The sequence below is a fragment of the Amycolatopsis sp. cmx-11-51 genome (assembly GCF_047608665.1).
Classification (GTDB): Bacteria; Actinomycetota; Actinomycetes; order Mycobacteriales; family Pseudonocardiaceae; genus Amycolatopsis.
This window is the reverse complement of sequence record NZ_JADNQO010000001.1, coordinates 1,090,447-1,112,647: the sequence shown is the minus strand read 5'-3', so window position 1 is coordinate 1,112,647 and position 22,201 is coordinate 1,090,447. Positions and strand designations below refer to the sequence as shown.

The 22,201-nt window shown below is 68.2% G+C and carries 20 protein-coding genes; 16 read left to right on the top strand and 4 right to left on the bottom strand.

Annotated features, from left to right (window positions below; all coding sequences use genetic code 11):
* The first annotated feature begins 174 nt into the window (after positions 1 to 174).
* The 4 genes from ACM6LU_RS05625 (at position 175) to ACM6LU_RS05610 (ending at position 3,306) form a co-directional block, all read left to right on the top strand.
* Complete coding sequence (locus ACM6LU_RS05625) at positions 175 to 1,215, top strand: trans-sulfuration enzyme family protein (protein WP_414937096.1); 1,041 nt, start codon at positions 175 to 177, stop codon at positions 1,213 to 1,215.
* A gap of 17 nt (positions 1,216 to 1,232) precedes the next feature.
* Positions 1,233 to 1,565, top strand: a complete 333-nt coding sequence (locus ACM6LU_RS05620; RefSeq protein ID WP_414936465.1) for a hypothetical protein — start codon at positions 1,233 to 1,235, stop codon at positions 1,563 to 1,565.
* A 429-nt stretch (positions 1,566 to 1,994) separates the two neighbouring features.
* Positions 1,995 to 2,699 carry a hypothetical protein gene (locus ACM6LU_RS05615; protein WP_414936464.1) on the top strand — a complete coding sequence of 235 codons (705 nt, stop codon included), beginning with the start codon at positions 1,995 to 1,997 and terminating at the stop codon, positions 2,697 to 2,699.
* 4 nt (positions 2,700 to 2,703) lie between these two features.
* Entirely contained in the window at positions 2,704 to 3,306 is a 603-nt protein-coding gene (locus tag ACM6LU_RS05610) for a class F sortase (RefSeq protein ID WP_414936463.1), read from the top strand.
* 74 nt (positions 3,307 to 3,380) lie between these two features.
* Here ACM6LU_RS05610 and ACM6LU_RS05605 read toward each other — a convergent pair whose 3' ends face one another.
* The gene (locus ACM6LU_RS05605) at positions 3,381 to 4,436 is read right to left on the bottom strand and encodes a patatin-like phospholipase family protein (RefSeq protein WP_414936462.1); all 1,056 of its coding nucleotides are present in this window, start codon (positions 4,434 to 4,436) and stop codon (positions 3,381 to 3,383) included.
* Between the two features lie 21 nt (positions 4,437 to 4,457).
* On the bottom strand, positions 4,458 to 5,201 hold the full coding sequence (locus ACM6LU_RS05600; RefSeq protein WP_414936461.1) for a FadR/GntR family transcriptional regulator: 744 nt from the start codon (positions 5,199 to 5,201) through the stop codon (positions 4,458 to 4,460).
* A gap of 60 nt (positions 5,202 to 5,261) precedes the next feature.
* On the opposite strand from ACM6LU_RS05600, the gene ACM6LU_RS05595 reads away from it, so the two are divergent.
* The 9 genes from ACM6LU_RS05595 (at position 5,262) to ACM6LU_RS05555 (ending at position 14,346) form a co-directional block, all read left to right on the top strand.
* Entirely contained in the window at positions 5,262 to 6,752 is a 1,491-nt protein-coding gene (locus tag ACM6LU_RS05595; protein WP_414936460.1) for an ABC transporter substrate-binding protein, read from the top strand.
* Positions 6,749 to 7,693 carry an ABC transporter permease gene (locus ACM6LU_RS05590; protein WP_414936459.1) on the top strand — a complete coding sequence of 315 codons (945 nt, stop codon included), beginning with the start codon at positions 6,749 to 6,751 and terminating at the stop codon, positions 7,691 to 7,693. The genes ACM6LU_RS05595 and ACM6LU_RS05590 overlap by 4 nt, the downstream gene beginning before the upstream one ends.
* Positions 7,693 to 8,505: an ABC transporter permease gene (locus ACM6LU_RS05585; RefSeq protein ID WP_414936458.1), complete on the top strand. Its 813-nt coding sequence runs from the start codon at positions 7,693 to 7,695 to the stop codon at positions 8,503 to 8,505. The genes ACM6LU_RS05590 and ACM6LU_RS05585 overlap by 1 nt, the downstream gene beginning before the upstream one ends.
* The gene (locus ACM6LU_RS05580) at positions 8,502 to 9,248 is read left to right on the top strand and encodes an ABC transporter ATP-binding protein (protein ID WP_414936457.1); all 747 of its coding nucleotides are present in this window, start codon (positions 8,502 to 8,504) and stop codon (positions 9,246 to 9,248) included. Before ACM6LU_RS05585 ends, ACM6LU_RS05580 begins: the two co-directional genes overlap by 4 nt.
* On the top strand, positions 9,245 to 10,018 hold the full coding sequence (locus ACM6LU_RS05575; protein WP_414936456.1) for an ABC transporter ATP-binding protein: 774 nt from the start codon (positions 9,245 to 9,247) through the stop codon (positions 10,016 to 10,018). Before ACM6LU_RS05580 ends, ACM6LU_RS05575 begins: the two co-directional genes overlap by 4 nt.
* Positions 10,011 to 11,432 (top strand): aldehyde dehydrogenase family protein, encoded by a 1,422-nt coding sequence (locus ACM6LU_RS05570; RefSeq protein ID WP_414936455.1) that lies wholly within the window; start codon positions 10,011 to 10,013, stop codon positions 11,430 to 11,432. The genes ACM6LU_RS05575 and ACM6LU_RS05570 overlap by 8 nt, the downstream gene beginning before the upstream one ends.
* Positions 11,429 to 12,187 (top strand): SDR family NAD(P)-dependent oxidoreductase, encoded by a 759-nt coding sequence (locus tag ACM6LU_RS05565; protein WP_414936454.1) that lies wholly within the window; start codon positions 11,429 to 11,431, stop codon positions 12,185 to 12,187. The genes ACM6LU_RS05570 and ACM6LU_RS05565 overlap by 4 nt, the downstream gene beginning before the upstream one ends.
* Positions 12,188 to 12,198: 11 nt before the next feature.
* On the top strand, positions 12,199 to 13,584 hold the full coding sequence (locus ACM6LU_RS05560) for an amidase (protein ID WP_414936453.1): 1,386 nt from the start codon (positions 12,199 to 12,201) through the stop codon (positions 13,582 to 13,584).
* Between the two features lie 240 nt (positions 13,585 to 13,824).
* Complete coding sequence (locus ACM6LU_RS05555) at positions 13,825 to 14,346, top strand: hypothetical protein (protein WP_414936452.1); 522 nt, start codon at positions 13,825 to 13,827, stop codon at positions 14,344 to 14,346.
* Between the two features lie 189 nt (positions 14,347 to 14,535).
* On the opposite strand, the gene ACM6LU_RS05550 is transcribed toward ACM6LU_RS05555, so the two are convergent.
* Positions 14,536 to 15,390, bottom strand: a complete 855-nt coding sequence (locus ACM6LU_RS05550) for an HpcH/HpaI aldolase/citrate lyase family protein (protein ID WP_414936451.1) — start codon at positions 15,388 to 15,390, stop codon at positions 14,536 to 14,538.
* Between the two features lie 138 nt (positions 15,391 to 15,528).
* Entirely contained in the window at positions 15,529 to 16,590 is a 1,062-nt protein-coding gene (locus tag ACM6LU_RS05545; protein ID WP_414936450.1) for an HpcH/HpaI aldolase/citrate lyase family protein, read from the bottom strand.
* Between the two features lie 118 nt (positions 16,591 to 16,708).
* On the opposite strand from ACM6LU_RS05545, the gene ACM6LU_RS05540 reads away from it, so the two are divergent.
* From ACM6LU_RS05540 to ACM6LU_RS05530, 3 genes are all read left to right on the top strand, one after another.
* The gene (locus tag ACM6LU_RS05540) at positions 16,709 to 18,925 is read left to right on the top strand and encodes a serine/threonine-protein kinase (RefSeq protein ID WP_414936449.1); all 2,217 of its coding nucleotides are present in this window, start codon (positions 16,709 to 16,711) and stop codon (positions 18,923 to 18,925) included.
* Positions 18,916 to 21,183, top strand: a complete 2,268-nt coding sequence (locus ACM6LU_RS05535; protein ID WP_414936448.1) for a protein kinase domain-containing protein — start codon at positions 18,916 to 18,918, stop codon at positions 21,181 to 21,183. Before ACM6LU_RS05540 ends, ACM6LU_RS05535 begins: the two co-directional genes overlap by 10 nt.
* 362 nt (positions 21,184 to 21,545) lie before the next feature.
* Entirely contained in the window at positions 21,546 to 22,196 is a 651-nt protein-coding gene (locus tag ACM6LU_RS05530; protein ID WP_076163924.1) for a hypothetical protein, read from the top strand.
* The last annotated feature ends 5 nt before the right edge of the window (positions 22,197 to 22,201 follow it).

Below are 22,201 nucleotides of genomic sequence, written 5' to 3'. Positions count from 1 at the left end.
CAGCGGCCGCGCTGGGGCAAACGCATCGCGCCGAACCCGACCCGGTTGACCCACATGTCGCCGAGTGCTCAGGTTCCCGCGTCGATGGTTCCGGAAGTCATGGCCGGAGTCCGGCACCCGATGATCGCGAAGAGGCCGGTTTCCGTGATCATCCGCGACCTTTACGGTGGTGGGGTGGACACGAACGACTGGTCACCCCGCACCCTCGCCGTCGCCGCCGGACGCCCCGAGGGCCCCGGTGAACCGCTGAACGTGCCGATCGTCGCGGCGAGCACCTTCGACGCCGGCGCCGATCGCGCGTATTCGCGGGAGAACGGCACGCCGACCTGGGAAGCCCTCGAAGCCGCGATCGGCGCGCTCGAGGGCGGGCACGCCACCGCGTTCGCGTCGGGGATCGCGACGCTCAGCGCCGTGGTGGACACGTTAAAGGTCGGCGCGAAGGTCTGCGTCCCGACGTTCTCCTACGCCGGGTCTCGCGGGCTGCTCGCGCACGCGCACCGGACCGGCCGTCTCATGGTCACGGAGATCGCGCCGGACGACACGGAGGCGTGGGTCGCCGCCGCGGACGCCGACCTGCTTTGGCTGGAATCCCCGACGAACCCCACCCTCGACGTCATCGACATCGAGACGATCGCCGCCGCCGCGAACGGCCTGGTCGCCGTGGACAACACGTTCGCCACCCCGCTCGGTCAGCGGCCGCTGGACCTCGGGGCGGACATCGTCGTGCACAGCGCGACGAAACTCATCGGCGGACACAGTGACTTGCTGCTCGGCCTGACGATCGCGGCCGACGAAGGCGTCGCGAAGGACCTGCGCGACGCGCGCACCCGGATGGGCGCGACGCCGGGAGCGCTCGAAGCGTGGCTGGCTCTGCGCGGCCTGCGGACGCTGCCGGTCCGCCTGGCCGAGCAGACGCGCACGGCCGCGTTGCTGGCGGCGCGGCTGCTGGACCACCCCGCGATCACCCGGGTGCGGTATCCCGGCTCCGGCACGATGATCGCGTTCGAACTTCCGGACGCGGAAACCGCGGACAAGGTCATCGGCTCGCTGCGGCTGATCCGCGCGGCCACCAGCCTCGGCGGCGTCGAGAGCCTGGTCGAGCGGCGGGCCTGGCTGGCGGGCGACGCCCACGTGCCCGCCGGACTCGTCCGATTCAGCGTCGGGCTCGAGGATCCGGAAGATCTCTGGACGGATCTGGCTTCGGCACTCGGCTAGCGCCTTAACCTGAACGCGTGGAGGAGACGAAACCGCCCCGGCGGCTCGGTCAATGGATGTGGGGCCTGTTCTGGCTCCTGGTGCTCGGCTTTCTCGCCATCGTCGCGGCGGGCGTGCTGGCCGAACTCGCGTCGAAGCCTTGCCCGAGCGACGAGATCTGGGCCTGCGCCCCGGAGAACCGGACACTCGCCACCTTCGTCCCGGCGATCGGGTTCGGTCTCGGGCTGCTGCTCGCGGCCGTGGGCGGTGGCCGGGCGGTGCGGAAGCGGACGTCACCGAAGCCCTGGTTGTTCTTCGGGGGCCTCCTCGGCGCGCTTTCCCTCGCCGTGGCCTTGTTCCTGGTGCTCTGATCGTGACCTTCGAGTTACCAAGCACCGGCTTTCACCTGGAGCTGGTCAGTGCTTCACGAGGGCGTACTCCGAACGTGTGAACCGACGGGTAACAAACTTGCGGAGAGTGGCGAACAGCGGTCGATTCGGCCAGGAAAACCGGCGCTTTCGAGACGTTCGGCGGAAGAGGAAAAAAGGCTTCCGCATGGCGGCCATTCCGGCCGTATGGGTGTTAACCTGCCCTCGGCACCGCGAGGATTTCCCTCTGCTGAGCGACTTTCGGACTCCTGTATCGGGTCGGACCACCTCGGTGTTACCGGTTTTTCCAGTGGCTCTTGTCACTGTCCTTTCGCTACTGCCGAGCCACGACTTTCCGGCAGGATCGCGCTATCACCCGAACGTGGGATTTTTCCCTGGGTGGTCGCAGGGTGGGGGTCACCTTGCGTTGCGATGCTTTTCCACTGGGAGATCACTTTGAAGAAGACGTTGAGCCGCGTCGCGGGCGCGGTGCTGGCCGGCGCCGTCATCTCGCTGGCCGTCACGCCCGCCGCGATGGCACAGGACGAGATCACGACGACGCCTGCCGCCCCGGCGAGCGAGACGCCCACCACGGCGCCCTCGCCTTCGTGGACGGGCGGCAAGGCGACCTCGGGTCCCGAATGGTCGGGCGGCAAGGTCACGACGGCCCCGCCGTCGACGACCGAGAGCGGCACGCCGACCTCGACCAGCGGCACGCCGACTTCCGACAAGCCGTCGCCGACCTCCACCTCGGAGAAGCCGACCACTCCGCCGGAAGAACCCTTCTACGACAACGTCGGCGCGGGCTACATCGGTGACACCGGCGTCGGCGCGCTGGTCATCGCCTGCCAGTCGGGCGAGCCGTCGAACGTTTCGGCTCCGGACTTCGACATCATCAGGCACAACCAGGCCGAGGACGACGGCCGTTACTGGGTTTACATCGTGAAGGTGAAGAAGTCCTTCAAGGGCAACTCGAGCACCTTCACCTGGACCTGTGCCGGCAAGCCGGGCAAGGCGGACATCGAGTTCGAGTCGCCCATCGGCGGCGGCGCGGGCACCCCGGGCAAGCCGGAGAAGCAGGTCAAGTACGCCCCCAAGGGCGGCATCGAGACCGGTTTCGGCGCCACCGCGGCCTGATCGAATGTCGACGAAATTCCTGAGGCAGGGTGGCCGCGCGGTAGCGGCCGCCCTGATCCTTTCCCTCGCGCTGACCGGTTGCGGTACCGACGATCCCGCGCCCGCCGCACAGCAGGCGCCGCCGGAATCGACCGTCCCGGTCACGAAGCCGTTCGACGGCACCCGGCCGACGAACGTGAAGATCCCCAAGATCGGCGCCGAGTCGAACCTGATCGCGGTCGCGGTCAACAAGGACGGCAAGATGGCCGTCCCTTCGGCGAAGAAGCCGATGCAGGCCGCTTGGTACCAGCTTTCGCCGGTTCCCGGTGACGTCGGCCCGGCGATCGTGCTCGGGCACGTCGACGGCAACAAGCAGCCGGGCATCTTCTACAAGCTCAAGGACGTAAGCCCAGGTGACGAGATCCTCGTCGACCGCAGCGACGGCAAGAGCCTGAAGTTCGTGGTCGAGAAGAAGGAGCAGGTTCCCAAGGACCAGTTCCCCGAGGACGCGGTCTACGGCAACACGGACAAGCCGCAGCTGCGGCTGATCACCTGTGGCGGTGTCTTCGACAAGGAAGAGCACAGCTACAAGGACAACATCATCGTCTACGCGAACCTGGTCGCCTGACGCGCGCGCTATGAACGGTCCGTTCCTTGCAAATTTCGCAAGGAACGGACCGTTCATAGCATTCGGGGACCCGCTCAGCCCACGCCCGACTTCGGGAACGGGAACCCGGCCGGAGCCACCGCCTCGGTGTCGACCCACCGTCGCATCCCCGCGTCGCACGCCCCGTAACCCCAGTTGATCAACCGCTCCTGCAACACCTCCGGCAGTTTCGTCAGCCGCGTCGGCGTCTCCGCCAGCTTGTGCGTGAGCTCGACCGGCGCCCTCAGTGAATCCGCCAGCTCGAAGTTCTCCAGATCGACGTAGGTTCCCCAGTAGGCGCCCGCGAAGTCCTTCTCCACATAGGACTTCAGCAGCGCGCCCCGCCGCAGCTCGCGGACCTGGTTGTCGATGATGTCGAGGACGCGCAGCAGCTGCCGCCCCCAGTCACGCTTGACCTTCTGCTTGACCTTCATCCGCTTGCCCGCGTCGCTGACCAGCACCGTCGCGTGCCCCTCCACCGGATCCAGCCCGAGGTTGTCGTAGACGCCGGCGTCGCTCAGAACGATCTTCTTGCCGGCTTCGGCCGAAAGCGGATCGCGGAAGACCACCGGCGAGAGCATCGGCGGGAACGCCGACGACGCGGCCACCGCGGTGGCGAGGGGGAGGTTCCCGTGCGGCCCGTCCTGCCGGAAGAACCACCACAGCGCGCCGTCCTGGAGGTTGGTCGCGGTGAAGACGAACTGCGGGGCCGCCGGGTCCAGATGCTTGAGGCAGCAGTCGCCGAACAGGTGCTTCGCGTACACCCGCGCGAGCTCATCACCGGCGCTTCGCCACGGCATGGCCATGGCGCGCAAGGTGATCGGGATGTCGAGCCGGGTACGCGCCAGCTTACGGATCGGCACGACGACCTCGTCGTGAAAGTTGTTCGCGGCACCGTATTCGAAGTCCAGGTCCGACCACGCGTGCGCGAGGACACCGGCGGCGATCGAACCGCCGGAGACGCTGGAGAACGTCGAGATCTTCGACAGCCAGCCGAGTTCGTTGAGCCGCCACAGGGCTCCGGTGTGGAACAACATCGCGCGGTAGCCGCCACCGGACAGCGCGAGACCGACGCCCTTCCGGGCCGTTGAAGGCTTCTTGGCATCCCCCACCTGAGCGAGTGTAGAGGCGGGTCAAGCGAGCAGTGGCTGGAGAAGACGACGTTCTTCTTCAGGGACGTACTCGGCGTAGTTGTCGTAAAGCGCCTGCTTCGCCAGCCGCGCCGCGCGCTCACCGTCCGAGTCCCGGATCGCTTCCAGCACCTCTTCGTGATGCGCCAGCCAGTTGCGCATCAACGCCGTCCGGTCGTCGGCGTGCTCCAATTTGTCCTCGATGAGTTCGAGTACGACTCCGCGGACGACCTCACCGCTGATCACCAGCAGCGGGTTCCCCGTCGCGCGGGCGATGGCCTCGTGGAACGCGACGTCCGCGTGGCTGAATTCGGCGAAACCCCGCGAGACGCCCGCGCGCATCGCTTCCAGTGCCGCATCCAGTTCCGTCAGATGGTCTTCGGTCCTGAGCTGCGCGGCGAGCAGATGTGCGGAACCGTCGAGGATCATGCGGAACTGCAGCAGTTCGGAAAGGCCGAGGTGGTCGGCCCTTGCCAGCCGGTGCATCGACCGGTGCAACGCGACGGGTGAGGCGGCCAGAACCTCGGGACCGCGTGGATCGCCGGGCCGCGAGCGGATCATTTCCGCCGCCTGCAGGACACGCAGCGCTTCCCGCACGGTCGAGCGGCCGACGTCGAACTGCACCATGAGTTCACGTTCGCTCGGTAGCCGGTCGCCGGGTTTGATCCGGCCGCTGAACACGGCTTCCTCGATTTGTTCGACGACGCGCTGGTACGCGCGGACAGGGGCGACCGGCTCGAATTCCATCTTGACCCTGCCGTCTCGTCTGGTTTACTGGTCAGACCAGTCTACCGGTCAGGGGGCAGGATGAAAGTCCGGATCCACGCGGCGGCGTTGGCGCTGCTGCTGGTGACGTCCGCCTGCTCCGCCGGTTCGAGCGCCACCGTGGCCAAGGATCCCCATACGCTCGCGGTCGGCTACACCGCCGAGCCCGCGAATTTCGACTTCACCCGCACCGACGGTGCCGCCATTCCGCAGGCCCTGCTCTACAACGTCTACGAGGGTTTGGTGAAACTCGACACGGACGGGAAGATCGTGCCGCTGCTGGCCGAATCGTGGACCGTCTCGGAAGACCGCAAGACCTACGACTTCAAGCTCCGCAAGGACGCGAAGTTCGGCAACGGCACGCCGTTCACCGCCGAGGACGTCAAGTTCTCGCTGATGCGCGTCAAAACCGACTGGACGGTCTCGATCAAGTCCACAATGGACGTCGTCGACCGGGTCGACGTCGTCGCGCCGGACCACGCGCGGGTCGTGCTCACGAAACCCAGCAACGGCTGGCTGTTCAGCCTCACCAGCAGGCTCGGCGCGATGTTCAGCCCCACCGGCGTCGCGGATCTCGCGAACAAACCGGTCGGGACGGGGCCGTACACGGTGTCTTCGCGACGGCGCGGCGATTCCATCGTGCTCAAGGAGAATTCCGCGTACTGGGGCCGTAAACCGGCGTATTCCACCGTCGTCCTCAAGTACATCAAGGATCCGACGGCGCTTAACAACGCCCTGCTCAGCAACGGGATCGACGTCATCTCCGCGATCACCGTGCCGGACTCGATCCCTCAGTTCCAGAGCGACGACCGGTTCACCGTCGTCGAAGGCACGACGAACAGCGAGGTCACGCTCGCGTTCAACAACGCGCGTCCGCCGCTGAACGACGTCCGCGTGCGGCGCGCGCTGTCCTACGCCATCGACCGGAAGGCGTTGCTGGACACGGCCTGGGCCGGGCGCGGCACGCTCATCGGCAGCATGGTCCCGCCGACGGATCCTTGGTACGAAGACCTTTCGAACGCGTACCCCTTCGACCCGGCGAAGGCGAAAACGCTGCTCGCCGAGGCCGGACAGCCGCAATCCGCGCTGCGCTTGAGGATTCCCAACCTGCCGTACGCCGTCTCGGCCGCGCAGGTGGTGGCGTCGCAACTGGCCGATGTCGGGGTCACGGTGACGATCGAACCGCTGGACTTCCCGGCGGTTTGGCTCAAGCAGGTCTTCACCGACCGCGACTACGACCTCTCGATCATCCAGCACGTCGAGGCACGCGACATCGTCACCTTCGGCAAGCCGAAGTACTACTGGGGTTATGACGGCGAGCCCGTCCAGCAAAACCTGGCGAAGGCCGACGCCGGAACGCCCCAGGAGCAGGTCGGCGCGATGCGGCAGGTCGCTCGGCAGCTGTCCGAAGACGCCGCCGCTGATTGGCTCTTCCTGTTCCCCAATGTGATCGTGGCGAAGAACAAGGTGACCGGGTTCGTCCGCAACCAGGTCAGCGAGTCCTTCGACCTCACGGGATTGGCGCCGCGATGACGGTCAAGGTCCTCCGCCGCCTGTCGATCCTGATCGCCAGTGTGCTGGTCGCGTCGATCGTGGTGTTCCTGTTCATGGCCGTGCTGCCCGGCGATCCGGCGCAGGTCGCGCTCGGCGTCAACGCGACGCCGGAGCTGATCGCGAAGACCCGCGCCGAATTCGGCATCGACCGGCCGTTGGTGACGCAGTACTTCGAGTGGATCGGCGGTGTCCTGCAAGGCGACTTCGGCCGCTCGTACGTCACCCGCGAAGAGATCGGACCCGCATTGGCCGACCGGCTCGGCGTGACGTTGTGGCTGGTCGGGGCCGGGATGCTGGTCGCGTTGCTGATCGCGGTCCCGGCCGGGACGTTCGCCGCCGTGCGGCGCCGGAAAGCCGATGGCACCGCGGTTTCCGGGCTCTCGCAGATCGGCGTCGCGATTCCCGCGTTCCTCGCCGGCATCATCCTGGTGCAGATCTTCGCGGTGCACTTGCGCTGGCTGCCTTCCGGTGGCTGGACACCGCCGGTGCAAGACCCTGGCGAATTCCTCCGCGGCCTTGTCCTTCCGGCGTTGTCACTCGGCCTCGTGCAGGGGGCCGTACTGACCCGATACACCCGCTCCGCCGTGCTCGACACCCTCGGGCAGGACTATCTGCGCACCGCGCGCTCCAAAGGACTTCGGCCGTTCCAGGCGCTGTTCCGCCACGGGCTGCGCAACGCCGCCGTGCCGGTGGTGACGGTGCTGGGCCTGCAACTGGCGACGCTGCTGATCGGCGCGGTCGTCGTCGAGCGCGTGTTCGTCCTGCCGGGCTTGGGCAGCATGCTGCTCGACTCGGTGGCGTCACGGGATCTGGTGTCCGTGCAGGGGATCGTGCTGGTGCTGGTGGTCGGTGTGCTGCTGGTGAATTTCGTGGTCGACGTCCTCTACACGGTGCTCGACCCGAGATTGCGGGGTTCCTGATGCGCGATCGCAGTCTCGTGATCGGCGGCGCACTGGTCGCTTTGATCGTGCTCGCCGCGCTGCTTTCGTTCGTGTGGACGCCGTTCGACCCGGTGAAGGTCGACGCGGCCCATCGGCTGCACGACTTCAGCGGCGCCAATCTGCTGGGCACGGACGGCTTCGGCCGCGACGTGCTCAGCCAGCTCATGGTCGGCGCGCAGACGACGCTGTACGTCGGCGTGGTCGCGGTCGGGATCGCCGCGCTGATCGGGACGCCGCTGGGCATCCTCGCCGGGATGTCGTCGCGGTGGCTCGGCGAGTTCGTCATGCGCGTCAACGACCTCGTGCTCGCGTTCCCCGCGTTGCTGCTGGCGATCATGTTCGGCGCGGTGTTCGGGGCCGACACGCTGACCGCGATGGTGGCGATCGGCATCGCGACCATCCCGGCCTTCGCCCGGATCGCCCGCTCGGGAACGCTGCAGGTGATGAGCAGCGAATTCGTGCTGGCCGCGCGGTCGGCGGGCCGGTCGCGGCTGACCATCGCCGCGCGGCACGTGCTGCCGAACATCTCCGGAATGCTGATCGTCCAGGCGTCCGTGTCGTTCGCGATCGCCGTGCTCGCGGAAGCGGCGTTGTCGTTCCTCGGGTTCGGCACGCGGCCGCCGACGCCATCGTGGGGCCGGATGTTGCAGGAATCCCAGGTGTTCCTGACCCTGCACCCGCGGCTCGCGCTCGTACCCGGCGTCGCGATCGCCATCGCCGTCCTCGGTTTCAACCTGCTCGGGGACGGCCTCCGCGATCGTCTCGACCCTCGATTGGCGGTGCGGCTATGACCCTCGAAGTCCACGGCCTCGGCATCGGTGACCTGGTCCGCGGCGTCTCGTTCGACATCGCGCGCGGCGAGCGCGTCGGATTGATCGGCGAGTCCGGTTCGGGGAAGTCGTTGACGGCGTTGTCGATCATGGGCCTGCTGCCCGAAGAACTCGCCGCGTCCGGTTCGGTGAAGCTCGACGGCCGCGAGTTGCTGACCGCGCCGGAGAAGGAACTGTCGCGGCTGCGCGGCAACGAACTGTCGATGGTGTTTCAGGAGCCGATGACGGCGCTGAACCCGGCGATGCGGGTCGGCGCGCAGGTGGCCGAGCCGATGCGGATCCACCGCGATCGCGGGAATCACCGCGCGGCGGCGGAGACGTTGCTGGATTCCGTCGGTTTGCCAGGGACTTTCCGCGCGTATCCGCATCAGCTCTCCGGTGGGCAGCGGCAACGCGTGGTGCTCGCGATCGCGCTGGCCAACGATCCGAAGCTCCTGATCTGCGACGAGCCGACGACCGCGTTGGACGTCACCGTGCAGGCGCAGATCCTGGAGTTGATCCTCGACGGCGTCCGCGAGCGGGAGAGCGCGCTGCTGTTCATCACGCACGACCTCGCCGTCGTGGCGTCGGTGTGCGAGCGGGTGCTGGTGATGCTGGACGGCGAGATCGTCGAGGCCGGAACCACCCGCGAAGTGCTCACCGCTCCCCAGCACGAGTACACCAAGAAGCTTTTGGCCGCTTCGGATCTGGAGGCGAGCCGATGATGATCGAGGTCCGGGACCTGGAACGCCGCTACCCACGCCGCGACGTGCACGCCCTGCGCGGGGTTTCGTTCGACGTCGAGGCTGGTCAGCGCTTCGGGATCGTCGGCGAGTCTGGCTCGGGGAAGTCCACTTTGGTCAGATTGCTGGCCGCTCTCGACAAGCCGACGGCGGGCAGTGTCTCGTTCCAGGGCAAGCGCGTCGACACGCTGCCCGAACGGAAACTCGGCTTCCTTCGGTCGGAACTGCAGATCGTCTTCCAGGACCCGATGGGCTCGCTCGATCCGCGGATGCGGGTGCGCGACATCATCTCCGAACCCTTGGGACGCCGAGACCCCGCGCGGGTTTCGGAGCTGCTGAAGGCGGTCGGCCTGCCCGAAGACGCCGCCGGCCGGCACCCGCACCAGTTCTCCGGCGGGCAGCGGCAGCGCGTCTCGATCGCGCGGGCGCTCGCGCCGAACCCGAGCGTCCTCATCGCGGACGAACCGGTGAGCGCGCTCGACGTCTCGGTGCGGAAACAGATCCTCGACCTGCTCGCGTCGCTGGTCGAGCTGTACTCGCTGACGCTGGTCTTCGTCTCGCACGACCTCGGTGTGGTGCGGCACGTCTGCGACCGGGTCGCGGTGATGCGGCGCGGGGAGATCGTCGAGATGGGTGACGTCGACCAGGTCTACGACGCGCCGGAACACGAGTACACCAGGGAGCTGCTGGCGGCCGCGCCGAACCTGCGCGCCGAGCTGGCGCGGCTTCGTAACGGAGGCGACGATGCTTGAGTACCCGGAAGGACTGCCGATCGGCGACGGCTGGATGTCCACTGTGGACACTGAGCCGGTGACGTTCCCGTACGACGGGAGCGAGATCGGCCGGGCGCCGGTCGGGACGCCGGAGCTGGCCACGCGGGCGATCGACGAGGCCGTCGCGGTGTTCAAGCAGGTCGCGGCCTTGCCATCGCGTACCCGTCGCACGCTGTTGAACCACGTCGCCGCCGCTCTGGAAGCCCGGCGCGAGGCCTTCGAGCGGCTGCTGGTCTTGGAGACCGGCAAACCGCTGGTGGATTGCCGTGTCGAGGTCGCCCGCACGATCGTCACCTGGCAGGCCGCCGCCGAAGAGGTTTCCCGGCTGCACGGCGAGACCGTGCCCCTCGACCTGCTGCCGTCCGGCGACGGGCTGGTCGGGTTCTGGAAGCGTAAGCCGATCGGCGTCGTGGTCGGCATCGCCGGATTCAACTATCCGCTGCTGCTGGCGTCGCACAAGATCGCGCCCGCCATCGCGGCGGGCTGCCCGGTGGTGGTGAAACCCGCCCCGCAGACGCCCTTGGCGACCTTGTGGCTCGTGCACCTCGTGCGCTCGCTGACCGACCTGCCCGCGATGGTCCAGCTGGTCACCGGCGACGCGGCGGTCGGGGCGGCGCTGACAACGGACAGGCGGGTGGGTGCGGTGTCGTTCACCGGATCCGCGCTGGTCGGGCACCGGATCGCCCGCGACGCCGCGCCGACGAAGACGTTGCTGGAGCTGGGTTCCAACGCCGCGCTCGTCGTCGCCGAGGACGCCGATCTCGACGCGGCCGCCGACGCCGTGCTGCGCGGCGGGTTCTACGCGTCCGGCCAGGCCTGCATTTCGGTGCAACGCGTCCTGGTCGTCGAAGCGGTGGCCGAGGAGTTCACCGAAAGCGTGCTGGCGCGGTTGGGCGAGGTCGTCGGCGGTGATCCCCGCGACGAGAAGACGCGGGTGTCGGCGCTGATCGACGAGGGTTCGACACGGCGCGTTCAGGAATGGGTCGACAAAGCGACTTCGGCGGGTGCGCGGCTGGTCGGTGGCGGTGTGGACGGAACAGTGCTGCGCCCGACGGTGCTGCTCGACGTGCCCGAGGGCCTCGAATGCTGGGACGAAGAGATCTTCGGCCCCGTCGTCTGCTTTCGCACTGTGGCAGGAGTGGACGAAGCGTTCGACGCGGTCAACGCGTCGCGCTACGGCCTGCACGCTTCGGTGTTCAGCACGTCCTTGAAGACCGCGTTCCGCGCGCTCGACGAACTCGACGTCGGCGGTGTGGTGGTCAACGAGGTGCCCGGTTTCCGGTCCGACACCATGCCGTACGGCGGCGTGAAGGACTCCGGGATCGGGCGGGAAGGGCCGCGGTTCGCGGTCGAGGAACTGACCGTGACGAGGATGGCGGTGCTGCGGCCATGAGCTATGAGAACCTGTTCCGCCTCGGCGGACGACGGGCCGTGGTGCTCGGCGGAGGCAGCGGCATCGGCCGCGAAGCCGCTCGGGCGCTGGCCGCGCACGGCGCTGAAGTGATCGTCGCGGACCGCGATGTCGCCGCCGCCGAGGAAACCGGTGCGGGGGAGGCCTACGAGATCGACCTGCTCGAGTCCGGTGCGGCCGCGCGAGCGGCGGAAGAACTCGGCGAGATCGACGTCGTGGTGCTGACCGCCGCGACCAACGTGCGCAAACGCCTGCTCGAGTACTCGCGCGAGGAATTCGACCGGGTGATCGCGCTGAACCTCGGTGCGACGTTCGAGGTCGTCCGCGCGTTCGGCGCGGGGATGGTCGAGCGCGGGAGGGGCAGCGTCATCGGGTTCTCCTCGATCCGCGGTACGACCGTCGAGCCCGGTCAGGGGCCGTACGCGGCGACGAAAGCCGGTCTCGTGCAGCTGTTCCGCACGGCCGCGGCGGAGTTCGGCCCGGCCGGGGTGCGGGTCAACGCGATCGCTCCCGGCGTCGTCGAGACTCCGCTCACCGCGCAAATCAAAGCGGATCCGGCCTGGTACGACGCCTACGCGACCAAGGGGGCGCTCGGCCGCTGGGCACGTCCGGACGAACTCGCCGGCGCCGTCGTCTATCTGGCGTCCGACGCGTCGTCGTTCGTGACCGGGTCCGTGCTGGCGGTGGACGGCGGCTGGACCGCGGTCGACGGCCGCTTCGAACCGCCCGCGACGTGAGGAGTTCCGCTGTGCCGGAGTTGCCCGATCTGACCGCCGTCGAACTGGTCGCCCAGTACCGCGCGAGAACGTTGTCGCCGGTCGAGGTCACCGAAGCGGTCCTCGCCCGCGTCGAGGCGCGCGAGCCCGAACTGCACGCGCTGTACGCGTACGACCCGGGCGGCGCGCGTGAAGACGCGAAGGCGTCCGAAAGCCGCTGGCACGCCGGGGAACGCCTCGGCCCGATCGACGGCGTTCCCTTGACCCTCGAGGAGAACATCGCGACCCGCGGCACCCCGGTCCCGCTCGGCACGGCCGCCACCTCGCTGGTGCCCGCGCCTGACGACGCCCCGGCGGGCGCTCGCGTGCGCGAGTCCGGAGGGGTCCTGCTCGGCAAGACGACCATGCCGGACTACGGGATGCTGACGTCCGGGCTGTCGAGTTTCCACACCGCGTCGCGGAACCCGTGGGATACGGCGCGCACGCCCGGCGGTTCCAGCGCCGGCGCCGGTTCGGCGGCCGCCGCCGGCTACGGCCCGCTGCACGTCGGTACCGACATCGGCGGCTCGATCCGGCTGCCCGCCGGTTGGTGTGGCCTGGTCGGGTTGAAACCGAGTTTCGGTCGCGTGCCGGTCGATCCGCCGTTCCTCGGCCGCGTCGCCGGGCCCATGACGCGGACCGTGGCCGACACCGCGCTGCTGATGAGCGTTCTGTCCGGTGTGGACGGTCGCGACCACCTTTCGCTGCCGGCGTCCTCACTTGACTGGGAGTCGCTGTCAGTCGGGGTCAAGGGCCTACGGATCGGTCTCCACCTCGACCCCGGCGTCGGCCTCCCCGTCTCGCCGGACATCCTCGCGGCGGTCACCGAGGCCGCGCGGGCCTTCGAAGCCGCGGGCGCCGTCGTCGAACCGGTGGAACCGTTCCTGCGCCGCGAAATGCTCGACGGGCTCGACACCTTTTGGCGCGTCCGAGCCTGGTCGGACATGTCCACACTGTCCGAAGAACGCCGCGCGAAGGTCCTGCCGTACATCGCCGACTGGGCCGCCGGCGGCGCCGACGTCAGCGGTGTCGACACCTACCGCGGCTTCGCGCAGATCGACGCCATCGCCGTCGCGACCCTGCGCGAGACCGAACGCTTCGACGTCGTCCTGTCACCGACGTGCCCCGTCTCGGCCCCGCCAGCGGAGTGGCCTTCGCCGACCAACGACCCGCGCCGTCCGTTCGAGCACATCGCGTTCACCGTGCCGTACAACATGTCCGGCCAGCCCGCCGTCTCGATCAACTGCGGCTACACGAGCGATGACCAGCCCATCGGCCTCCAGATCAGCGGCCGCCGCTTCGCCGACCTCGACGTCCTTCGCGCCGCTGCCGCCTACGAAACCCTTCGCCCCCCTGCCCGCCCCTGGCCCCGCCCCTGACGCAATTCGTCCTCTGGTTGCGGTAGATGCGCGTTCATCTACCGCAACCAGAGGACGAATTGCGTCAGGCACGACGCCCTGTCCTGCCGTCGTTGCCTTGCCTGCCAGCAAGCGAAAAGATCAAAGCCCCGGTGACATGACCAGCAGGTCAGGGGCCATCCGGGGCTATTCGTCGGCAAGCATAGCAAATTTGTCGGCCACGTCGAGTGGACGGCGAATCCCTAGGCAGGAGTTCCGAGGATGACCAGCGCTGGTGCGGGGGACTGGATCGAAACCTGGCTGTCGAAGCCAAGGTTCGAGGTCTTCCCGCAAGCGGCGAACCAGGAACGGGAGCAAGCCGTGGGCTTGTACGAGTGGAACACGGCGGTATCCGCAGCGATCCATCACGACCTGTCGCACCTGGAAGTCGCCTTGCGCAACGCTTATGACCGGGCACTGGGCCATGCCGTCGCAGAGGGAAAGGCGCACTGGGTCTTCCAGGCGACGATGATCTTCCCGTCGCGGTGGCAGAAAGCGGCGAACGGTACGCGGTACGACGTCAACGAGACAAGCCGAAGACTGCTTGCCGAAGCGATCAAGAACGCGACCCCGAAGGTCAACCGCCCTTGCGGTTCGGACAAGCGGCCATCGCCGTCGCCCGGAAAGATGATCGCCGAACTCAGCTTCGGCTTCTGGCGGTACCTGTCCGCGAGACGTCATCACGACCCGCTGTGGATCCCGTACCTGCACTTGGCCTTTTCGTGCCGGGACCGACCGTCGTGACGTCGACCGGCACGTAGAGCGCTTACACAGGCTTCGCAACCGCGTCGCTCACCACGAGCCGCTGCTCGCTGTCGATTTGCTGGGGCACTGGAAGGACGTGCAAGACCTTGCCGGTCTCATCTCCCCACAGGTCGCTGCCTACATCACGGCCAACAGTTCATGGACGCGGCTGTTCGCCGCACGTTCCTGTCAGCCGCCGATCGCTTCCGCCAGCGCCAGGATCCGCCGCGCGTTGTCCACGTGCAGGTTTTCGATCATCCGCCCGTCAACGGTCACGACGCCCTGCCCGGCCGCCTGTGCCTCCTCGAATGCCGAGATGATCTTGCGCGACCGTTCGATCTCCTCCTCTGACGGCGCGAAGATCCGATTGCACGGCTCCAGCTGCGTCGGGTGGATCAGCGTCTTGCCGTCGAAGCCGAACTGGCGCCCCTGCAGGCATTCCGCCTCGAAGCCTTCGAGGTCCTTCACGTCGTTGTAGACGCCGTCGAGGATCGCCTTGCCGGTCGCCCGCGCGGCCAGCAGTGCCAGCGAAAGCCCGCCGAGCAGCGGCGCGCGGCCGGGGACGAATTCGGCGTGCAGTTCCTTCGCCAGGTCGTTCGTGCCCATGACCAGCACGGTCAGCCGTTCGGACGCCGACGCGATCTCCTCGGCGTGCAGCATCGCGACCGGGGTTTCGACCATCGCCCAGATCTTCGTGTGATCGGGTGCGCCGCCGAGTTCCAGCGCGCGCTCGATGTTGTGCACCTCGGCGGCGGAGTTCACCTTCGGCACCACGATCGCGGCCGGACCCGCCTGCGCGGCGGCCCGGAGGTCGGCGTCGTGCCATTCGGTGTCGAGGCCGTTGACGCGGATGGTCACCTCGCGCTCGCCGTACTCCTTCGAAGACGCGGCGACGCAGACCCGCTCACGAGCGGCTTCCTTCGCGTCGGGCGCGACGGCGTCTTCGAGGTCGAGGATCAGCCCGTCCGCGTCGAGCGTCTTGGCTTTTTCCAGTGCTCTTTCGTTCGCGCCGGGCATGTACAGGACGGAACGGCGGGGATTCATTCGGAAGCCTCCTGATCTTTTCGGATCACGCGTTTTGGCCGGCAGGCCTCGCCAACGCGGCTGCGGGCCGCCGTGCGGTGGCGACTGGCGGGTGTTCGATCAGCCGCGGCCCGTGGACGTGTTCGCGATCGCGTGATGTCAAACACTGCCGGCGGCGTCGTAGGCGGCGGCGAGTTCGGGGTCGTCGGCGGCCAGGGCGTCGGCGAGTTCGGCGACCACCCGGCACTGCTTCACCGAGGCGTCGTCCTGCATCTTCCCGTCGATCATCACGGCACCGGTGCCGTCACCCATCGCGGCGATCACGCGCCGCGCCCAGGCCACGTCCTCGGGAGAGGGTGAGAACACCTTCTTGGCGATGTCGATCTGCACCGGATGCAGGCTCCAGGCACCCACGCAGCCGAGCAGGAACGCGTTGCGGAACTGGTCTTCGCAGGCCACGACGTCACGGATGTCGCCGAACGGCCCGTAGTACGGCAGGATCCCGTTCGCCGCGCAGGCGTCGACCATCCGCGCGACGGTGTAATGCCAAAGGTCCTGCTGATACGTCGTGCGTCCCTCGTTCAGGTCTTCGCCGGTCGGGTCCGTGCGCACGAGGTAACCGGGATGCCCGCCACCCACCCGGGTGGTCTTCATCCGGCGGCTCGCGGCGAGGTCGGCCGGGCCGAGCGAGATGCCCTGCATCCGGGGGCTCGCGCCGGCGATCTCCTCGACGTTCGCGACGCCGCTGGCGGTCTCCAGGATGGCGTGCACCAGCAGCGGCTTCGTCAGGCCCGCTCGCGCTTCGAGCTGCGCGAGCAGCCTGTCGACGTAGTGGATGTCCTGCGCGCCTTCGACCTTCGGCACCATGATCACGTCGAGCTTGTCGCCGATCTCGGTGACCAGCGTGATCAGGTCGTCGAGCACCCACGGCGAGTCGAGGCTGTTGACGCGCGTCCACAGCTGCGTCTTCCCGAAGTCGTTCGCCTTGGCGATGGCGACGAGCCCGTTCCGCGCGGCCTCCTTGCGGTCGGCGCGCACCGCGTCCTCGAGGTTCCCGAGCAGGACGTCGACCTTCTTGGCGAGATCCGGGACCTTGGCCGCCATCTTCTCGTTGCTGGGATCGAAGAAGTGGATCATCCGCGAAGGAGGCACGGGGATCTGGCGGAGCGGTTCGGGCGCCCCCACCGCGAGCGGGGCGAAGAAATCCTTCGGCGAACGCATCGTTCCTCCATCGCAACGGGCTAAGTGACCGACGAGTAACCCTAAACCCGGAAGGCGGGGAACCGCTGCGGCGCAGCTCACCTCCAAGGGGGCACGATCGGGAATCGCGGAGGAATCTGTGGACGACTGGGCCTTGCCGGGTTTCACCGAGCTGGGGTCGCTGGGCGAAGGCGGGTTCGGGCGTGTCGTGCTGGCGCGGCACGAGGAATCCGCCCAGGTCGTGGCCATCAAATACCTGTACACGCGGTTCGCCGCGGACCCGCGGCGGCTGGCCGAATTCCGCCATGAGGCGCAGATCCTGAGCCGGGTTTCGGGACCGCACACCGCCCGTCTGCACCAGTTCGTGGAGACCCCACAGGGTGCCGCCATCATCATGGAAGCGGTTCACGGAATCTCCCTGAAAGAGATCCTCGGCCGCCAGGAGAGGCTCGAACCCGAAGCCGCGCTGGCCATCCTCAAGGGCTCGCTGCTCGGCCTCGCCGGCGCGCACGCCGCAGGCACCGTCCACCGCGACTACAAACCGGCCAACGTCCTGGTCACCCGCGAGGGGCAAAGCAAACTGGTCGACTTCGGCATCGCCGTCCTCGCCGGGCAGACCGGTGTCGCCGCGGGCACCCCCGCGTACATGGCGCCCGAGCAGTGGGCAGGCGGGATCGCCACCCCCGCGACCGACGTCTACGCCGCGACCTGCGTTTTCTTCCAGTGCGTCGCCGGGCACCGGCCGTACGAGGCCGAACAGACCGAAGTGCTCCGCACACTGCACGAATACGCGCCGATCCCGTTCGGTGAGGTCCCCGAACCGGTCCGCGACCTCATCGCGCGCGGCATGGCGAAGGACGTCGCCCAGCGGCCGTCGGGCGCGGCCGGGTTCGTCGCCGAACTGGAGTCTTCCGCGCGGAAGGCGTACGGCGACGACTGGGAGCGCAACGGCCGGCACTGGCTCGCCAAGGGCGCCGGTGTCCTGGTCGCCCTGTCCCCGCTGGCCCTGCTCGGAGCCGGGACGGCCGCCGCGCCGGTCATCGCGGGTGGCGTGGTCGGCGGGGTCGCGGCGACCACCGGCGGCGGGATCGCGCTCGGCCTCAAGGTGACCGCCGCGATCGCCGCCGTCACCGCTGCCGCCGTCGGCACGGTCGTGGTGGTCGACGCCGGCAGCGACGACCAGCCGTCACCGCGGACGACGACGCTCGCCGCCCTGCGGGTCGACGTCCGCACCCGCACCGAGAAGCTCAACGGCTTCGACTACAACGGCAAGTACGTCCGGATCAGCGGACTGAAGGACAAGGCCGTCGAGGAGCGGGTCAACAAGGCGTTGATGGCGCCGATCGACGGCTGGCTCACGAGCGTCTGGTCGCCGGGCAACCCGCCGGAGAAGGAACCCGACGGCGACATCCCGCATATGACCACCAAGGCCGAGGTCCTGCGCCAGGACGACAAGCTGCTCTCGGTCGTCTACGAACGTTCGGTCGAAACCGTGCAGCTCGGAAACCACGGCGGCTACGACGTTCGCACCCTCGTGATCGACCTGTCCGGCGGCGACGTGATCTCGACCCCGAACCTGTTCGACAACGTCGAGGGCAACGCCGAACGGATGCTGACACTGGAAGACCGGCTCTACGCCTCGGCCAGACCAGGTGAATGCCTCGCCGAGCCGCCATCGGAGCCGAAGCATCTCCCCGCCAGGTCGATGTCGGATCCGTACACCGAAGAAGCGTCGATCGTGCAGGCGGCGCCCGCGGCGGGCGGGATGGTCTTCCACCTCAGCGCCTTCGCACTCGGGTATCCGATGGTCTGCAACCCGACGACGGTCACCGTGCCTTACGACCGGCTGCTCGATCTGCTGAGTCCCAGGGTCAAGAAGCTGCTCGGCGACACACCGGCGCAACGGACCAAAGAGGACGACGTCGGCGCGTTCACCATCACCACACCGGAGAAGTGGTCGCTGCGGTCCAGCGCGACGCTTGAGCGCTCTCTGGTGACCGTCGACCAGTGCTCGGGGGCGCAGTGCGCGCACGTTCTCTTCAGTGACAACTCGCGGGTCGATCCGTCTACTCCGGCGTATGAACCGGGCAAGCCGTACAACCGCTCGACCGGCCCGCGTCCGTGTCATTCCCTCGGGGTACCAGCTGAAACACAGGGTTCGCCCGTCTTGCAGGCGAAGGAGCTTCGGCCGATCGGAACGAAGAAGGCCGCCTACGAGGAATGGCAGCTCACGTGTTCTGGCGGCGGGATCGTCACCCAGCGAGTGTGGTTTCTGCCGAAAACGCAGCTCGTGATCGTCGACGAGTGGAACACTCCAGGACTCGACAAGATTTTGGAAGAGGCACGGTGGCACTGACCGACGAGTGGAGACTGCCCGGCTTCACCGAGCTGGAGCAGCTGGGGGAGGGCACCTTCGGCCGTGTTGTCCTGGCACGCCAGGACAACACCGGCCACATCGTCGCGATCAAATACCTCTTCTCCCGCTTCGCCGCGGATCCCGCGTATCTGACCGCGTTCCGGCAGGAAGCGCTGGCGCTGCATCGGGTGTCGAGCCCGCACGTCGTCCGGCTGTACGAGTTCTTCGAGACGCCGCAGGGCGCGGCGATCGTGATGGAGGCGATCAACGGGGTCTCGCTGCGCGCGGTACTTCAGGCCGAAGGCGCTCTCGAGCCCGAAGCCGCGCTCGCGGTGCTGAAGGGATCGCTGCTCGGGCTGGCCGCGGCGCACTCCGTCGGCGTCGTCCACCGCGACTACAAACCGGGCAACGTCCTCGTCGCCGACACCGGCGAGAGCAAGCTGGTCGACTTCGGCACGGCAGTCCTCGCCGGTGACCGGGGTCCGGCGGTCGGCACGCCGGCGTACATGGCGCCCGAACAATGGGCGGGTGGACAGTCCACTCCCGCGACCGACGTCTACGCCGCGACCTGTGTGTTCTTCCAGTGCGTCGCCGGTCATCGACCGTATCAGGCCGACGACACCGAGGTGCTCCGCACGCTGCACGAACACGCGCCCATCCCATTCGGCGAAGCACCCGAACCGGTGCACGAGATCGTCGCGCTGGGGATGGCGAAGGATCCGTCGAAACGACCGGTCGACGCGCTCATGTTCGTCGGCGAACTGGAACGTGTCGCCCGCGCGGGTTACGGCGACGACTGGGAACGCAAGGGCTGGTCACGGCTGGCGAAGGCGACGGGCCTGCTCGCCGCGGTGACGCCGCTGGCCCTGCTCGGCGCGGGTACGGCGGCCGCGCCCGGGGTCGCCGCCGCCGGAACGGGCGCGGTGGCCGCGTCGACCGGCGGGATCGCGGCCGGGCTGAAGGTCGCCATCGGTGTCGTCGCGGCGACGGCCGCGGTGGTCGGCTCGGTGGTCGTCTTCTCCGACGCGAGCACCCCGCCGCAGTCACCGCCGACGACTCAGCAGGCCGTCGCGCTCAAGGTCGCCATGAAGAACCGCACCGGCACCGTGCCAGGAACGAACCTCGCCTACACCGGGGACTATCCAGAGGTGTCCGGGTCCACCGACCAGGCCTGGCTGAAGCGGGTCAACGACGCCCTGACCGCGCCGATCGACGAGTGGAACCGCAAGACCGGCCCCGGCGCGGCCAAACTGGAGCCGGAACGCGGGCCGTACGAACTCCTCACGAAGGCCGAGATCCGCTCGCAGAACGAGCGGTACCTCTCGGTGAGCTACACCCATGACCTCACCAACAAACCGCATTCGACCTGGGGAAACGGTCGTGACGCGGTGACGATCGACCTGAAGGAGGGCAAGGCACTCACGCCCGCCGAACTGTTCGCCCCCGGGAAGTTCACCGACGACGGACTGCGGACCCTCGCCGAACTGCTCTGGCCCGACAAGGAGCAGTGCGGCCCTGCCAACGCCTACTTCCCGTACCGTCCCCTCAAGACGGCCGACCTCACCGACGAGCGGAAGGTGTGGCTCGCGTTCACCCCGACGGCCGTCGAGATCACCGTCGACCTCAACAGGCTCGGCTTCGCCACCGCCTGTGGCGTCCAGAACTACACGCTGCCCTACGACAAGGTCGCCGATCTCCTGAATCCGGAACTCGCCGCGGGCGTGACCGGCGGAAAACCGCTGAAGGGGACCTCGGCCGCGCCGCCCGCGCAAGGGCTCACCGACGTGGCGGTCGGCGCGCTGACCCTGCATCTGCCGCCGGGCTGGACGGCGGTGCCGCAGGGACTCGAGAAGGTGATCGTCGATTCGAGTTGCCCGGATCCGAAGAAGTACTTCAACTGCCGCTACTTCCTCATCACCGACAACACGAAGGAATCCGCGGAGCAGCCGGCCTATCGGCCGGGCGAGCTGTACCGCCGCAGCGCGGGCGGCCGCGCCTGCAACGCCGCCGGCCGCAAGGACCTCCGCCAAGAGGGTGACGCTACCAAGACGGTTTCCGCCACCGCACCGATCGGCACCGCCACGGCGACCTACGAGGAGTGGGTCGTCGACTGTGTTCCTCGTGGACAGACGGGTGGCAGCGGCGAGGCGCAAGTGACCCAGCGGATCTGGTTCGTTGCGGACAGGCAAATCGTGGTGATGGACGAGTGGCGGACGCCAGGCGTCGAGGAACTCCTCCGAACCGCGACGTTCTCATGACCTTGACCTGGGAAGCCCCAGAAATGTCCACAGTGGAATGAGTGTGCACTGGGCCGGATGGCCTAACGTTTCGCTTCCTTTGCCGCGTCTGTGTCCGGTAGCGATCAGTCCATACCCGTGACCGTTCGGAGACGCCGGGTAACACCACTTACCTCGCTCTCACTCGGTTGGCGGCACGGTCGGACTGAAGTCGAATGACCGCCTGCCGACCGGTCACCGATGACAAGGCGCCGTCGATCGCAGCCACTCGCGTTGTCCGGCGCCCCCGCGTCCCCGCCCTGTTAGACAGTTCATGTGCCGCTTCCTCCGAGGCGGCACGGGATGAAGAGCCTTAGGGAAACCAGGTTCGAAGGAGGCGGAACGTGGCGGCTACACCGAACATGGAGAGCTCGACGGTCGCCGGTGGCGCGAAGCGCAGCCGGTCACTGCCGAGCCGGGTGGTGCCGCCGATCGAACTGCCCGCGAGCGTCGAGGAGCTTTCGCGCAAGGCCGCGGCCCTGCTCGGCTGGAACGGCATCGTGTTGCCGGAGACCACCGTGCTCGGCCGGAAGATCTGCGTGGTCGCCCGGCTCCGCACCGACGTGCACGCGGAGCGCATCGCGATGGGTATGGGTCCCGTCGTCGATCGCGCCACCGTCGACACCTGGACATGGCCAGAGCTGGCCGCGACCGCACCCGCGCCGGCCGCCGAGATCATCGGCGTCCTCGCGGTCGCCCGGCACTGGCGCACCGCGATGGCCTCAGCGGTCCCGTTCGCACGTTACGGCGAGGCCGCGATGGTGCTCCCATCGCCAGCCGTACTGACGGAAGATTACGTCGGCAATTGCCTGCCGCGTGCCCGCGCCTACGGGCTCGGTATCGTCGCGGCCGACCCCAACGCGGTGACCGACCTCGACCTCGAGGGGCACAACGAGCGCATGATCCTGGACGAGGACCCGGTCTCGCGCCTGGTCAACGAGATCGTCTACGACCAGCTGCTGCGCGCCACCGAGGCCCCTGCCGAAGTCGAGTAGACGCA

What these genes read in the sequence shown, in the direction of transcription:
- ACM6LU_RS05545 (WP_414936450.1), bottom strand. Translation starts at nt 16,590, where the DNA reads ATGCGTTCGCCGAAGGATTTCTTCGCCCCGCTCGCGGTGGGGGCGCCC.
- ACM6LU_RS05580 (WP_414936457.1), top strand. Translation starts at nt 8,502, where the DNA reads ATGACCCTCGAAGTCCACGGCCTCGGCATCGGTGACCTGGTCCGCGGC.
- ACM6LU_RS05555 (WP_414936452.1), top strand. Translation starts at nt 13,825, where the DNA reads ATGACCAGCGCTGGTGCGGGGGACTGGATCGAAACCTGGCTGTCGAAG.
- ACM6LU_RS05600 (WP_414936461.1), bottom strand. Translation starts at nt 5,201, where the DNA reads ATGGAATTCGAGCCGGTCGCCCCTGTCCGCGCGTACCAGCGCGTCGTC.
- ACM6LU_RS05550 (WP_414936451.1), bottom strand. Translation starts at nt 15,390, where the DNA reads ATGAATCCCCGCCGTTCCGTCCTGTACATGCCCGGCGCGAACGAAAGA.
- ACM6LU_RS05565 (WP_414936454.1), top strand. Translation starts at nt 11,429, where the DNA reads ATGAGCTATGAGAACCTGTTCCGCCTCGGCGGACGACGGGCCGTGGTG.
- ACM6LU_RS05610 (WP_414936463.1), top strand. Translation starts at nt 2,704, where the DNA reads ATGTCGACGAAATTCCTGAGGCAGGGTGGCCGCGCGGTAGCGGCCGCC.
- ACM6LU_RS05575 (WP_414936456.1), top strand. Translation starts at nt 9,245, where the DNA reads ATGATGATCGAGGTCCGGGACCTGGAACGCCGCTACCCACGCCGCGAC.
- ACM6LU_RS05570 (WP_414936455.1), top strand. Translation starts at nt 10,011, where the DNA reads ATGCTTGAGTACCCGGAAGGACTGCCGATCGGCGACGGCTGGATGTCC.
- ACM6LU_RS05590 (WP_414936459.1), top strand. Translation starts at nt 6,749, where the DNA reads ATGACGGTCAAGGTCCTCCGCCGCCTGTCGATCCTGATCGCCAGTGTG.
- ACM6LU_RS05585 (WP_414936458.1), top strand. Translation starts at nt 7,693, where the DNA reads ATGCGCGATCGCAGTCTCGTGATCGGCGGCGCACTGGTCGCTTTGATC.
- ACM6LU_RS05595 (WP_414936460.1), top strand. Translation starts at nt 5,262, where the DNA reads ATGAAAGTCCGGATCCACGCGGCGGCGTTGGCGCTGCTGCTGGTGACG.
- ACM6LU_RS05615 (WP_414936464.1), top strand. Translation starts at nt 1,995, where the DNA reads ATGCTTTTCCACTGGGAGATCACTTTGAAGAAGACGTTGAGCCGCGTC.